General features: G+C 44.7%; 8 protein-coding genes. All 8 read right to left on the bottom strand.

Features of this window, described 5'->3' with window-relative positions:
• Positions 1-63: 63 nt before the first annotated feature.
• Positions 64-1,302, bottom strand: coding sequence for an FG-GAP repeat domain-containing protein (locus AC23P2_RS07560; RefSeq protein WP_487772622.1), 1,239 nt, complete (start codon positions 1,300-1,302; stop codon positions 64-66).
• Between the two features lie 75 nt (positions 1,303-1,377).
• Positions 1,378-2,583 (bottom strand): VWA domain-containing protein, encoded by a 1,206-nt coding sequence (locus tag AC23P2_RS07555; RefSeq protein WP_487772621.1) that lies wholly within the window; start codon positions 2,581-2,583, stop codon positions 1,378-1,380.
• 10 nt (positions 2,584-2,593) lie between these two features.
• Entirely contained in the window at positions 2,594-4,855 is a 2,262-nt protein-coding gene (locus AC23P2_RS07550) for a DUF5682 family protein (protein ID WP_487772620.1), read from the bottom strand.
• 47 nt (positions 4,856-4,902) lie between these two features.
• Complete coding sequence (locus AC23P2_RS07545) at positions 4,903-7,872, bottom strand: DUF4132 domain-containing protein (RefSeq protein ID WP_487772619.1); 2,970 nt, start codon at positions 7,870-7,872, stop codon at positions 4,903-4,905.
• Between the two features lie 82 nt (positions 7,873-7,954).
• On the bottom strand, positions 7,955-9,034 hold the full coding sequence (locus tag AC23P2_RS07540; protein ID WP_487772618.1) for an ATP-binding protein: 1,080 nt from the start codon (positions 9,032-9,034) through the stop codon (positions 7,955-7,957).
• Positions 9,031-10,602, bottom strand: a complete 1,572-nt coding sequence (locus AC23P2_RS07535) for a DUF5691 domain-containing protein (protein ID WP_487772617.1) — start codon at positions 10,600-10,602, stop codon at positions 9,031-9,033. Before AC23P2_RS07535 ends, AC23P2_RS07540 begins: the two co-directional genes overlap by 4 nt.
• A gap of 30 nt (positions 10,603-10,632) precedes the next feature.
• A complete protein-coding gene (locus AC23P2_RS07530; RefSeq protein WP_487772616.1) occupies positions 10,633-11,988 on the bottom strand; it encodes an SWIM zinc finger family protein in 1,356 nt (451 codons plus the stop codon).
• A gap of 400 nt (positions 11,989-12,388) precedes the next feature.
• The gene (locus tag AC23P2_RS07525) at positions 12,389-15,235 is read right to left on the bottom strand and encodes a PVC-type heme-binding CxxCH protein (protein ID WP_487772615.1); all 2,847 of its coding nucleotides are present in this window, start codon (positions 15,233-15,235) and stop codon (positions 12,389-12,391) included.
• Positions 15,236-15,306 lie beyond the last annotated feature (71 nt).

Below are 15,306 nucleotides of genomic sequence, written 5' to 3'. Positions count from 1 at the left end.
TTTCCATAAAAAAAGCGAGCCTAGGCTCGCTTTTTTGTTTTGTGATTCAACAAAGGTTACGCCTTATTTTTTGCTTTTCGTAAGGTAATTCTCAAACAAATACACCCCGTTTTTATTGGCAATGACGATGTCCGAGGTCTTGTCGTTGTTCATGTCCTTTACCGTAACGTTCAATCCCGACCCCGAGTCGTTGTCAATCAGGTGTTCGTTCCAGTAAGGGGCTTTACCTGGGGTAAACTCTAGCCAAAACAAAATAGAGGCGTCGGCGTCGCCTGGGTCGCGGCCGTGGTGGGCCAAAAAGCGTTTGCCAGTGATGTATTCTTTTTTGCCGTCGCCGTCTAAGTCGGCCATGATAGAAGAGTGCGTTTGGGCGGTAGTGGTACTGATGAGGTGGGTTTTAAAATTGAGATTACCCTGCGCATCCTTGATTTGCTGGTGCCACCATACCCCCAGCGCGTGGGCGGAGGCACTTACCACGTCATTTTTACCGTCACCATCCACGTCCAAAATCTGCATGTGCGAGCAGGGGTCGCCGAGGTTGGCAGGGTGAAACTTCCAATTGGCCGAACCAAGGTCTTTGGTTCCTTCAAACCACCCTTCTCGCACTACAATGTCATTCAATCCGTCTTTGTTGAGGTCGCCGTAGCCAATTCCGTGCGAAAAATTTTCGGTACCTGCTACTTTTTCACCCGTTAGAGGAAAACGTTGCCAGCGTGTTTCTCCCTTTTTGGTGGGAGCTTTGAGCCAAACAATTTGTTTTTTGGCGGGGTCGCCGCACAAAATATCGAGCCGTCCGTCTTTATCAATGTCCACAAACGCGGGAGATTCGTTGGAAACTCCCATCGAATCGGCGATAATGTGTTTTGTCCAAGCTTTTACTGCCTTATTTTTGGGATTTTCAAACCAAAAAGCGGGTTTTCCTGGAAAATCAATGATGACCACATCGTCCCAGCCGTCGAGATTAACGTCCATTCCTAAGTTCAGAAACGAGTTGCTGTATTCTTTTCGGGGGTTAAAAACGTTGGAAAACATCCCAAAACCCACGGCAGACGACTGGGCTTTTGTCGCGTCGGCGGGGTGCATTTGGTGAACTTTCCAAGTGGGAGCTTCAAACCAATAATACCCCGCCACGATGTCCATTTTTCCGTCGCGGTTCAAGTCGGCAACGGTCGCACCTTCCGAGATAAACTCCCGCGTAAGGGTGGTCTTTTTAAAGCCCGAGGGCAGCATCGTAGTGACGGGCTGGGCTATGCTACCAAAACAGCGGACGATAAGGAAAAGTGTAAAGGCTCTGTAAATCATGTTTTTAGAGAGGTTTAGGGGTAGGTTCTGACATTTTCTCATAAAAGAATGCTTTACTGAGCTTTTACTTTTGTGCTATGATTTGCTTCCTTTGAGTACAATGCCATTGTCGCCCGCCCACTGTGCCATGTCGTGTTTGTTAATAGCTGCGGCCATCATATCGGGGAACAGGTCGGGTGTACAGGCAAAGACTGGGACACCCAAGGCAGATAAGAACTTGGCGTTGTGGGTGTCAAAATACGGAGCTCCCGAATCGTCTAATGCAAGTAAACAAATGACTTGAACCCCGTCAGTAACCAGTTCTTCCACGCGTTTTCGCATTTGGCTTTCATCGCCGCCCTCGCACAGGTCAGTGATCAGTACTAAGATGGTGTCATCGGGCTGTGAGATGATTTTTTTGCAATAGGCTAGTGCCTTATTGATGTCGGTTCCTCCCCCCAATTGCACCCCGAAAAGTAGTTCGACGGGGTCTTTTAAGTCTTCGGTTAGATCCACCACTTCGGTGTCAAATACAACCATTTGGGTTTTGATTTGAGGTAAGGAAGCCATGACCGCCCCAAAAATCCCAGAATAGACGACCGAAGCACCCATCGATCCGCTTTGATCGAGGCAAAGAACCACATCTTTGAGCGAGCGTTTGCTTTTACGCCCGTAGCCAATTCTTGTTTCGGGTATAATCGTTTTGTATTCAGGGAGATAATGCTTTAGATTTTTGCGAATGGTGGTGTTCCAGTCGATTTCATTGTAACGTGGCCTTTTGTTACGGCTGCTTCGATTCAACGCTCCCGTGATGGCCTGAACCGTTTTTTGTTCCAACTTTTGAATAAGTTCCTCCACGACTTTCTGAACCACCCGTCGGGCGGTCTCTTTGGTTTTAGAGGGAATCAGTTTGCCCAATTCCATCAGGTTCGCAACCAAAGCTACATTTGGGGTGGCTTGTTCTAAAATGTCGGGTTCGAGCATGAGTTTTTTCTGAAGCACGGGTTGCTTGAGGGCATCTCCCTGTATGACTTGCACGACCGATTGCGGGAAATAATTGCGAATATCGCCTAGCCAGCGAGCTACAGAAGGGTTTGAACCCTCTGAGCCTCCCTTGCGACTTCCTCCATCTTGGGGGGATTTATAATCGAATCGTTGTTTTCGTTCAAATTCATAGAGGGCCGACAGAGATGCATCCATTTGTGCATCAAGCCCGTGTAGCTGACAGTCGGTTCCGTCGGCTTCGTCACCGCCTAAAATAAGTCGCCAGCGGCGTAAATTTTCTGAATCAGTGTGTGACATTGGCTTTTTCTTATTTTAGCCCCAAGAGCAACTGCAACATTGGCAGAACTTCCTCAGCGCGTTGGTGATTAAAATCGACGGTTTCAGTGGTGGCAAGGATGAGGGTTTGTTCTACATTGGCACCCTTTTTAGCTTTTTCTCCGAGTTGTTTGCGTTCGGAGGGTTCAAATTTTGAAAATGTTCGACGAAGAATAGGAAGCAATTCAATGAAATACTCTTCTGAGAGTTCAAAGACCCAACGGTAGAGCAAATTCCAGAGTACATTATCGTACAGCAGAATCATGCCACTTCCTTTGAGAAAGCCTTCGACCCAGCCTGCCGAGTACAAGGGTTCGTTTCCTTTCGACAGAGCTAATTCAAATCTTTGGGCAGTTTGAAATTCATCAAGCACTTGGGCGTCAAACAGTAATCGACAGGTGCAGCCCAGAATGATGGCATTAACTCCTTCTTTGTCGAGTAAGGTACGTAACGTGGAATGCCAGTTTTGGGTAAGAGCTTCGTTCTCAATGAGTCGGGTGGCTTCGTTGACTTGTTTGATATAATCAAAAACCTTTCGTGAGTTTTCGTCATCTAAGCCGTAACAAGCGTTGGGCAAACCAATACAGATGCGCGTAAGCAATCCTTCGACCAATTGATTGATGGCCGAAAGGTCAGTTTTGCGGACGTTACCGTAGCGACTTACTTCCACCAGGGGAGGCAAGGCTGTCATCAACTCCAAAATGTCAGCAGAAACTGTAGCAACTTCGCTTATTTTGTGAAGAAGCTGTTCAATTGCCCCAAACAATTCGGCGGGAATCGCTTGCTGAATCATGTCCGCAAGGTCTTTGATGGTATTGTTTTTTTTGCTTTTATCAATCAAAAATTGGGTACAAGCAGCTTCAACGGAATTACCCCAAATGCCTTTTTCGATGAGATTGATAAACATTTCGGGCTGCCAGCGAAGCGTCCAAGCTTCTTTAAACGTCCCTTTGTTTCGAGCGTACAGGCGAGTACCCCATGGGATGTCTAAAATTCCCAGTCGGTAAATTAGTTTACTTCGTTGGAGGTCGGTGTCTTTGCGGAGGTCAAGTTCGTAATCCTTTTTTTCGGCTGTAATGGGCAATCGGTAGCTTTTGGCTAATTTTTCAAAATTGTCTTGAAGCGGTAATTTGGGAAGTTCGTCGGGGACTTTTCCAATTCGTTGGGCAACAATCAACTCTTTTTTGACCAATTCGAGTAAGATTCCATCACCCATGCACATGACCGTCTGCGTGGCTTCATTGAGTTCGTGAAGTCCCACGCGCGACAAGGCCCGCAGGCTTGCCAAGGTCTCTGCTAATCGAAAGGCTTCGATGACGTGCGCCGTGGAAATGTCCATTTTTTTTTGACGGAGCAACCGCGCTACTTTGGTGAGCCAGCGCGAGCCATCGTCTTTTTGGCCGTATTTCCAGAGGTGTTCGTACCATCCTGGCGAGGTAATACCCGCTCCGTAGCCAGAAAACATCGAAAGGCGGTCGTTGGTCCAAGGAATCCACGTACAGCCCACCTTAATTTTTGTTTTGGGCAACGCTTTCAACAGTTTGGCGTCCTGCTTCGCAGTCGATTCGACATCGAGGAGGGCGGGAGCGTGCCAAGCGCCGCAAACCACGACGATGTTGGTATAGAGTTCGTTTTGTGCTTTCCGAATCAGCTCCCGCATGTACGCTTCGCGGGCGACGTTTTCTTGGTCTAGCGCTGATTTTACCTGAGCGGCACGTAGTTCACTCATCATCAGCAACACCGCCTCAAAATGTTCTTGCGCGTTGTTTGGAATGTATTTTTGCTCAAAGTGATGTTCCCACCAAAGTTCGGCGTCGTCGTAGCCTGCGACGTCCGAAAAGTAAGAAATGGGGTCTTTGTAAGGCAACAAAAATTTGTGTTCTTCCTCATTCACCTCAATTGTTTGCTCTTTTTTGGCTTCTCGTTGGTTGATTTGTTCTTGAAAAGAGATGGCCAAAGGCAAGTCTGTCATGCGAACGGGAAGCTGCTTGGCATGGGCGTATGAAATTGCTTGCCATTCGGGAGAAAATTCGGCAAAAGGATAAAACGTAGCTTGCTGAGGGTCGTCGAGGTTGTACCCCAGCACAGCCACGGGTGGTTTTAGACCACTTTTACCTACCCACTGAACGATGGAATCGAGTTCGGGTGGGCCTTCAACCAAAATAATATCAGGCTGTAGTTGGGCCAGTCGTTCAACGACATTCTTGGCCGAACCCACACCATGGTGACGTATTCCTAAGATATGAAGAGGCATCTCGAAAGTTAATTAATTATCCGTTTTGGGTAGTTAAAATATAAGCTTTAAACGGCGTTTATCAACCGGTATATGTCAAATAATACTTCAGAAAAGAAAACAGGGGGGATGTCTTTCAATAATAAAGTGTCATTCCCCGATTTTCCTCTAAATGAGATTGTATTCACAGTAGCTTTGGCATTCCCACCTTGGTACCAAGCATAGACACCTTCTATTTCGACATTTGCCTGAATTGAAGCGATTTGATGTTTTTTAATGAGTTCAAGATATCCACCATCACCCGTACGTTTAATCCATCCATATTTTTCAATGGTACTGCTTGCATAATCAGCTCCTTTGGGAATATCTTGATTGAGGAAAATACGCGTGTAGCTCAATCCGAGTTCGTCTGTAGATGGAGTGAAAGTTTTTCTTTCTAATTGACTAAAAACTGGCAAAACACTGAGTTCATAAACTTTACTCTGCCAAGCTTTGATTTGTTCTTGAGTTAGATAGATTGGGTGTAAAATAGAAATATAATCACCCTCTTCAAACTCTATTTCGTCGTCATCAAGGTTTAATAATGAAGTATCTTCTTGGCAGTAAAACACCCCTTTAAATGCATTCTCTTTGTTAAAAATGCCCCAAAGTAGCTTCATCGCATAAACAAACATAATGGGACTTTCCAAAAAAGCAGTTTGCCATTGGCCCACTGGCCATCGACGTTCTTCAATCATGTATTTTTCGAGACGTCCACTTTGAGTTTTTATTACGTCTCTAATCTCTTTCTCAATTTCTTTAAATTCCTTTTTAAGGTCAGATGGGGTTGATTTTGGAAGAGATTTTCGCATTTTATTATCTTCATCAAAGTAGCAGAGTGTAAAGTCTGAATTGACAAAAGCTCTGTATTCTTCTCCATCAGCCTTAAATGATTTAAACAATCCTTCAAATTCAAAATTTGGAATGATTCGGTCAGCTAGTTCGTCGGTTGTTATGTTTAATTCAAGTGCAGCAGCGTCTAAGGCTTTAATGGCACGGTCACTTACGGTGGGCCTTTTACTTACATATTTTCTTGAAATTACCTCAATACTCCTAAGAGCCTTATTGGTTCCGACTTGCATCATGGCATCAATGGCGTATTCTGCCATTTTATACCTTTTTTCATCCATGTTATATTTAAAAATACCTTTTAAGGTTGTCAAGGCTTCATCACCGCCCAACATTCCTCCAGTTGTTAAGTAGTACTTGAATTTTGAATTAGAACCAGAGTCAGCAAAAGCTTTGAGTAGTGCTTTGGCAAACCCTCCTGATAGATTTCGGTCGATTAAAGGTAATAATTGACGAAGCTCGATGTCCGAATTTAACCCCTTCCCTCGGGGCATTCGATAGAATAAAAACCTTACTTCTTCTTTGGAAAATGCCCCTTGATTGTTTGTCCAATAGATAGGCGGGAGTTGAGTCTCATCAATCCATTTTTCAGAAAATTTGGAAAGTTTGCCCCGTTTTGAAGCATTTTGAATGATGTTTTTTGCTTGAGTTAGAGAAATTGGGTTTGTGAAAAGTGTTTCTTCTAATGCTTCAAGGATAACATCACGAGTATCATCATTTTTTTCAATTTCTAATACCGCATTTAAAACTCGCTCAGCATCTTCTGTTTTTAATTTTGACAGCACAAGTGCTGCCACTATCCTTGCATCGGCGGTTTTTGCTTGTAAAAGATTTTTTGCAGTTTCTAATGATTCATTTCCCAGTTTTGCAAGGGTATTGGCGGCCAAATTTCGGGTATTTTTACTTGCATTGTGAATGGCATATTCCCAAATTTGGGGGGCAATTGACGAAAAATTATATTGCTCAATTAATGAAAAAACGACGTCGTGGAAGTTTTTTTGTAGGTATTTTGGGTTTTTATTTAGAGCAATAACAAGAAATTCAAGCGAATCACTTCCAAAATGGTCACTTAAAAATCGAGGGAATTCAGGATAAAAAAAGTCACTAACTTCGAGGTACTTTCGTATCCGTTCTTTAGCTGTATTTTCATCTTTTTTTAATAGCCACTTAGCGATAGCCACACTGGATGGTTGTCCATTTGTATAGGATTCGCTCAAATAACTGTAATAAACTTGTCCTTCTGCAATGCACTGTTGGGTATAGTATTCATTTATAAACTGTTCAATTTCATCATTGTATTTATTAGGTATATATTCATCCATTTTAATATACACACTAAATTGGTTATATGACTCTGGGTATGTATCTTTCATAATCTCTATTATATCTTGCTCAAATCTAGTTGCATTTTTGTCAATGAGATACAAGATATTTTCAATTTCTATTTTTTTTACGGGTCGATAAGCCGAAATTGAATTGTCATATACACTATCCATTCTATACATAAATTTAACGTAATGATTTTCAAGTGCTTCTTGATGGTAAGTGAACAGGAAATCTAAAATATGAGATTTTATATCACGGTATTCTCCAAAAGCGTTTTGAAAGACAATCTCTAAAATCTGTTGTGATTCTTCTGTTTTTGTTGTTTTTAATTTTTCAAGAAGGTATTTACCGTATAAAGAAAGTTGTTTTATTTTATCTTGAAAATGAAATAAAACTGAGGTATTACCGCTAGAAAATAAAATTCGACATATATCAGTATCTTTAAACCCCTGTTTCTTGAAAAAGTTAAGGTATTTATTGAAATCTTCTTCAATTAGTTCACTGTAACTTGTCAATTTAGACTTTATAAAATTCCCTATAATCCATTTATAAATAGAATTTTCAGATACAGGCCTGATGAGTTCTTGAATCGGGATATCCTCTATTGTCCAAAGTTCATTTTTTTTGTTAATGGCCCAGTCTAAAAAATCTATACCTCGATTTTCGACTGATTCAAGAATAGAAATGTCATTTTTTTGTAATAAAAAATTTAGGACTAAGTTGATTTGCTGGCTATACCTAAGGGCGTAATTTGGTTCATGTTTTTCTACTTTTTCAATTCGCCCTTGAGCAGCATTAATTAAAATATTTGTTCTTGAATCCATGTCTTTATTAAGGTTTTTGTGTTTTAATACTAGTGTTTTGTTAATTTCTATGGTAAACAAAACACTAGTTGATTGTTGGTCGTTACAAAGTGATTTCCTTACAAGCTCGATAGACGTCTTTCCATTCGGCGCGGGGTTTGACGACGGTTTCGAGGTATTCGTTCCAGACGACTTTGTCCTGAACTGGGTCTTTGACAACCGCACCTACCAAACCTGCGGCAACGTCTTGGGCATTTAAGCGACCGTCGCCAAAATGAGCAGCAAGGGCAAGTCCACTGTTGACCACCGAAATGGCTTCGGCTGTACTCATGGTGCTCGTGGGGACTTTGATTTTTGTTTTCCCGTCGGCGGTAACTCCAGCCCGTAATTCACGGAAAATCGTGACGATGCGTTGAATTTCTTTCAAAGCAGGGGCTTCGGCGGGAAGCTCAAGGGCTTTTTGCAAACTAGAAACGCGGTGCTGAACTATCGAAATTTCCTCTTCCATTGATTCTGGTACGGGCAAAATGACGGTATTAAATCGCCGTTTCAGCGCCCCCGAAAGTTCATTTACTCCCTTGTCACGGTTGTTGGCCGTCGCAATCACGTTGAAACCGCCAACGGCCTGCACCTCCATGTTAAGTTCAGGAATGGGTAAGGTTTTTTCGGATAAAATCGTGATGAGCGTGTCTTGGACGTCGGCAGTGATACGCGTCAATTCTTCGATGCGGGCAATTTGCCCCGTCCGCATCGCATACATCATGGGCGTTGTTACGAGCGCGTTTTCGGTGGGGCCTTCGGCCAATAAGCGGGCGTAATTCCAGCCGTAGCGAATCGCTTCTTCGCTCGTCCCTGCTGTCCCTTGAATAAGTAAAGTCGAATTGCCCGAAATAGCCGCCGCTAGGTGTTCGGCCACCCACGATTTGGCCGTGCCAGGGAGGCCATAGAGTAAAAGTGCGCGGTCGGTGGTGAGAGTGGCTACGGCGATTTCCATGAGTCGTCGGCTTCCAATGTATTTGGGAGAAACCTCAAACCCGTTTTTCAATTTTCCACCCATCAAGTACTGAACTACCGCTTGGGGCGAAAGCTTCCAGTTAGTAGGGCGTTTGAGGGTATCTTGTTTGCTGATTTCCTCTAATTCTTGCGCAAATTGCTGTTCGGCATGTTGTCTTAGTACGTTCATTGTGCTGTTATTTGTTCGATTTCTTCTTTTATTTCTAATTGTTTAAAGAGAATGTCGGCAACGTGGGTGTTCCAATAATTTCGTTGCCATTCTTGGGATAGTTCATTTTGAAACGAGTAAAGGAGGTCTTTGGAACTGACGTGCAATTTCCGCCCCAACTGATTCAAAAAATTTCGGTCGGAAAAAACGTAGTAATAGTTTGAACCATTAAGCTCTTTCACCAACGAAAACAACGCCTTTTTTGAAAATTGGGACGACCAATTTTGAGACGGGCCTTCCGTTGTGGTGGCTTTTACCAACGCAAACGAAAGTTGGAAATGATGCAACAAAAGCTCTTCTTGGTCGGGCCAAGGCAGCTGTTGAAGGAGGCTTGTTTTTTGTACTTCTAGGTGGGCGGTTACTTTCAAAAAAGTTTTGATTTCATCGGCTGACGCAAAGGCCATAGCCTCACTGAAGGCGTACAAATACGCCGTTGCATTTTTGCTTTGAGTATTGACAAAGAACTCGACCAACCGTGAAAGGTTTCCTTCAAAAAACGTGATTAAATGACTCGGATGTAGCCATCGAAGCAGTGATTGTAGCCAGTATTCGGAGTCCGAAACGCCTTTTTGGGAACTTAATTTGTCGAATCCAAATCGTCGATTCATTTCATCACCGTTCCAAAACGAAGTCTCAGATTCGGGTAATTGAAGTTGATAATTGGCTGATGAAAACCCAATTGCGGACAATAAACCCTTCTTTTTGGTGAAACACTTGGTAATTTGCTCAGCTACCTCTTTGCCAAATCGACTCCCTTGAATGGAAAGCCGTAATTCGTTGATGAGGTGAATGGTCTCAAGGGTAACGGGTTTGGGCGAAGTCTGGTTTTTGGTCAATTCACCGTGAATTTGTTCTAAAAAGGGTTCATCGTTGACCGACAAACAAATTTTCAAGGAGGACAATAGACTTTTTCGGTCTTTGGCCGATTCGCTAGGCCAAGCCTGAGCCAAAAGTGACAACGCCTGGGCAGGGTTTTGATGTCGAATTTCGCTCAAATATGCCTTTCGGTCAGTGATTTTTCCTTCCTCCCACTGCGTGATGTTCAACGAAGCGTCTGTTATTTGCCAAGATTCATTAAATTGTGTCAGCCATTTTCCCCTCACACCAAGGAGAAGGTAGAGCTGAGGAAGCAGTTGCTTGGGTGTATTGTTCAAGGCATTTACGAGCAAGTCATCGGTCAAAACCCACTGTTTTTGGTGGCAGTTTTGAAGGAGCAATTCCAGCAAATAGGGGTTAGCAGGCGATAAATCCAATACTTTCTTCCAAAGTGCAACTGTGTTGGGTGGACAGAATGGCGAAGTTTCTGCGTCCTCCAAAGCCAAATTGGGGAGGGTAATTTTGGCAGGATTTTGCCCCGCCCGACTGTAATTGTAAAGAACCGCCGCCGCTTTTAGGAAATAACCTTCAGCATCATTTTTATTGCTTTTTGATAAAATTTCTTGAATAGAGGCGGGGAGTGCTTCGGTCGCTAAGGGGTGCCTTTCGGTACCCAAGAGGGCGGTCTTTTTTAATAATTCCCAATGAAACATCTGATAATGAATGGAAAAGGCTGTTAATGCTTATAGTAGTTGATACGAAAAATTCTGAACGATGCCCAAGGGCCATACCGACGTGGATTGTCGCAATAGAAAAAGAGTGGTAGGATGGCCAGCGGTAAAAGCCAATAGTTTCCAAATAATGGCTTCTTCAAACGAGTCGTGGAGGCGCATCACTGCCCCTGTGGCGTCTTGAAGGTACCACTGTGTTTGGTGTTTGGTAATTTGAAGATGTTCGACCAGTTGAGGGATATCATCGGCCCAAGGGTTTTGTGCAACGATTCGTGTGTATTCCACTTGGGAAAGTTGCCAATTCTCAACGCCCTCCAGCGAGGTAGGAAGAAATGATTTACTCTCTAAGTGATTTTTTATTAACGCACGAAAGGGACTGTGGCTTGGATAAAATACCAAACGAGCTTTGGAGGTATTGCCTGGTACAAGCGGGGTTTCAATGGCAGCGGTTTTGTAGGCAAAATTGAGCACCAACGCAAAGCGCTTGGAATGAGACCCGTATAACCAATTTCGTTGGAGGACAATATCTTCTTCTTGGGTGGTACGTCTCCCAATCACAACCCAGTCATCATCAATGGTTTCTGCTTCTTTGCTTTCAAGGAGTTCTTTTTGCTGAACATTCCACCCCACCCGACTTTTTACCTCCTCTTGTACAAGCGGAGGGAGCTGGTCAAGGTTTCTAAACGCCTCGATTTGTAAGTGTATTTTTGCCGCAATTTCGAGGGCTTGAGGTTGCCACGAATCGCCATTGTGGTAATTGATTTTGGTAAACTCTTTGACCAACGAGGCAAAACCCGTCGCTTGGGCATCTACCAGGCGGGCAGCCATTTTTTCAAAGTAAGCACCACCTTTTTCGGGCAAGGCCAACAATCCTCCCCTCACCATGTCTCGAAGCCAAAGGTCAAGCTCGGCCATGCCTGCTTCTACTTTAAGTAGTCGGTCGTTTTGGCGTTTTTCTTTGTCCTTGGCTTGTTTAGCTGCTTTTTCTGAATCTTCGTCCTCACTAACGGGCGTTTGGATTTTGGCTTCTGCTTTTTCGGAACGTTTGTTAATCCATTCGCTGACCCAACTAGGCTCATTAGTGAGCTGAGGAATGTCACCGTTTCGGCGTGCTACTAAAAATAAAAGCCCTAACCCGTGTTTGCACGGAAATTTTCGGCTGGGGCAAGAGCATTTAAAGGCTGTATTTTGGAGGTCGATTTGGGTTCGGTACGGGTCTTTTCCACTTCCTTGCACTTCTCCCCACAATACCCGTTCGTTGGATTGGTAATTCAACCATTTGCGCTCATTGGCTAAGTCTTTTCCCGCTTTAAGCGATGAAGCGTCGGGCGCAAGTTGGCTTACTTGGTCCTCGTTTAGAAAATTCATAGAAAACCTGATTTTTTAGGAAACGCAATTAACGAAAAATTAGGTTTATGTAAAATAAAAATAGATAATCTATCGGAAAAATTTTATTAATCGGTTCCCCTATCTCTATTCAAAGCACGAAATTCAGCCGAATAAATTGTGTAAAACAAAAAAACGTAGAGGCTGTCTCAAAAGTAACAGGTTACAAAATATTCTTTGGATTCAACCTCATCCCAACCCTTCCGCTCAGGCGGCCCTGTCCTTTCTGGAGAAGGGCTCAAAAAGTCCCCCTCTACTGAAAGGAGAGGGGGATTTAGGGGGTGAGGTTGAACAGAGACCGAAGATAATTTGGTGATACTAGACTTTTGAGACAGCCTCTACGTTTTAGCCCTTTTAAGGGGAATTCAGGAAGAAGGAGAACCTATTTTTTTGTGCTCTTCATGCTTTCATCAATCGCCATAATGACTTCGTGGGATTGGTGGTTGTGCTCTTTTTCGAGGCGGCTCTTCAAGTTGGTTAGTAACGAACGGCTTTCGTCGGTATTCAAGGCCGAAACTCGACGTACCATAAACTCTAAGTGCTTGTCCATCACTGATTTTTCGGCGAGTGCTAAAGCGCGTTTGGCGTCAAGAGCGGCCAACGGCTCGGCCGCATACCAGAGCATAAGGGGTATATTATGGTCGCCTTTGTCGCTGGTTTTTTGAACAAGGGCTTCCACTGCTTCCCAGCGCTGAGTGGGAGCAATTCGTAACAAAGCTGAGGTCAAGTACAACCGAACCAAGGGCGAATTGTCGTTTTGGGCCAGGGTTACAAACTGTTTTAGCGTTTCGTCCGAAATGGTTTTGCCTTCCGTCATCAATTGTAAAGCCCAGCTGCGTAAGTACTCGCTTTCGTGGCTGAGTAAGGCATTCATTTCTGGTTGAGTTAAACCTTTGGTCACATGCAGTGCCCACAACGCCCGAAGTTTGCGGGTGACGTCAGGGTTGTTAGCAAGGATTTCTTTCAATGCTTTGTGGACTTTTTTGTTAGGCCCGCGTTCTTGTAACAATGTTCTTGCCTGTCGTACGTACCATTCGTTGGGGTGTAATTGATAATTCACCAGTTCTTTGTCCGAAGCTTTTGATAAATCTACTTTTACCCATTTGTCGTTTTCGTGGGTAATTTTGAAAATTCGCCCCATTGTTTTATCGTGAACGTCGGGGTTAGAACTGTGACATTGGTTTTTGTCGTACCAGTCAATGGCAAAGACCGAACCGCTGGCGTCGTATTTGAAGTTCAACCACTGCGACCACGTATCGTTCATGGCCATAAAATCATCGCGGTGCCGCACTACGTAACCCGAACCTGCGCGTTCGGGGTGGTCGCGGTTGAAGCGCGCACCGTTGATGTTATTCATAAAAATATCGTTGCGGTACTCAGCAGGCCACGTATGTCCTAAATAAACCATGGCTCCCGCGTGGGCGTGCCCGCCTCCCTTTGGCCCCGAGCGAAAATTACCCGCGTGCGGGCCGCGTTCTCCAATCCAGTGTACGTGGTCGCCCGCTGTTTTGATGTCGTCGTAGGTGTAAGGGTTAAAATGTTTTCCCGCTTGGCGCTGATAGCGGGCATTGTGAATGATGTGGTACATGTGCGGAATGACGCAAGCCGTGATGAAGGCGTGGCCATAATCGTTGAAGTCGATGCCCCACGGGTTGCTTGTGCCTTCGGCAAACACCTCAAACGTGTGCGCTGTGGGGTGATACCGCCACACGCCCGCGTTGATTTTGGTACGTTCTGAGTCGGGAGCGCCTGGTTTTCCTACGTTTGAATGCGTAAAAACCCCGTGTGTTCCGTACAGCCAGCCATCGGGTCCCCAGCGGAGGCTATTGAGGGTTTCGTGGGTATCCTGCATTCCCCAGCCGTCTAGTAATTTCTGAATAGGACCCGCTGGTTTGTCATTTTTAAAATCAGCGGGTATAAACAACAAATAAGGAGCAGCACCTAGCCAAACACCACCCATGCCTACTTCAATGCCGCTGACGAGGTTGAGTCCTTCCATAAACACTTTGCGGCTATCGAGCGTCCCGTCGCCGTTGGTGTCTTCTAAAATGAGGATTCGGTCGCGGCCTTGTCCTTCGGGGGCAGGAACGGGATAGGTGTGTCCTTCCACTACCCACAAACGGCCACGGTAATCAATCGTAAAACAAATCGGACGAACTACGTCGGGCTCGGCGGCGGCCAAAGAAACTTTAAAACCTTGGGGGGGCGTCATGGCAGCGGCCGCTTTTATCCCCGACAAGCCCGCGTTGACAACGGGGTCAAGTGGAGGTAAAATTACTATGTCGCTTTGTTTCAATTCATTGGGAAACTCGGGGCGGGTGCTGTGGAATAAAAATTCATCGAAGTTGATGTGTGCCCATTTGTCGTGGGGGATGTACGGAATTTGTGAGATACCCGTCTCGTTATCAATAAGTTTGATGTAAATATCTTTGTTGAGGTACGCCTGCAAATCCACCACCACGGGTTGCAACGTAGCCCGTCCTTGTCCTGTGATGGAGAAAATAACCACATCGCTCCCTGTTTGACGAATCTCTACGCGGGTATCCTGCAAAGCGCCGCCCGAAACTTTAAAGGAAGCATAGGGCTGAGTAACCGTAAATGGAACGGAAGTAAGAGTGCCGATTTGCTTAGCATTGGTAATCCCACCGCTAGAAACGAAAAACTTACCATCGAAACCAATGTGCATTTCTTTTTCGTGCAGGGGAGAAGGATCGGCTGAAATAAGTCCGTTGGTGAAGGCGTCGCCCGTGGCAGTCCAGTCTTGGAGGGTGCCCGTTTCAAAGTTTAAGTTGAGGGGCTGGCCGTTTTTCTGGGCAAGTTGTCCCGTAATAACCTTGGCCGTTACGTCATTTTCCGATACTTCCAATTTTCCCACCATGCCAGCCGCGCGGTGCCCTGGGACGGAGCAGTAGTAAATATCGTTTTCTTGGGCGGTGAAAACCAGCGTGGCACTGGCTCCTTTTTCGAGAATGGTTTTACTTTTAAGTGTCAATTTCTCAAGGGCAATGTCGTGGGTCATTAACTCGCCATTGACAATTTTGAGGCGAATCCGTTCGCCTTTTTTAGCACGAAGCGTTGGGTTTTTGGCTCCATTGGGTGCAAAGTACCCGAGCATGGTTGCTTCGAGGGTAAATTCACGGTCGATTTTTTCGGAATCTTGAGAAAAACTAGGAAGTGAAAGGCAAATGAATGCGCAGTAAATAAATATCAAGAGGCGTGAGGCGTACATGAGGAAAGGGAACAGTTAGGTTTTGTTTTATCTTTTCTAAAAATAATATAAAAAACAACCGTTCCCTCAAA

Source organism: Runella sp. R0.1_18, from assembly GCF_057652155.1.
Note: the sequence above shows the minus strand (reverse complement) of the source record. Positions and strands in the feature narration are given on the sequence as shown.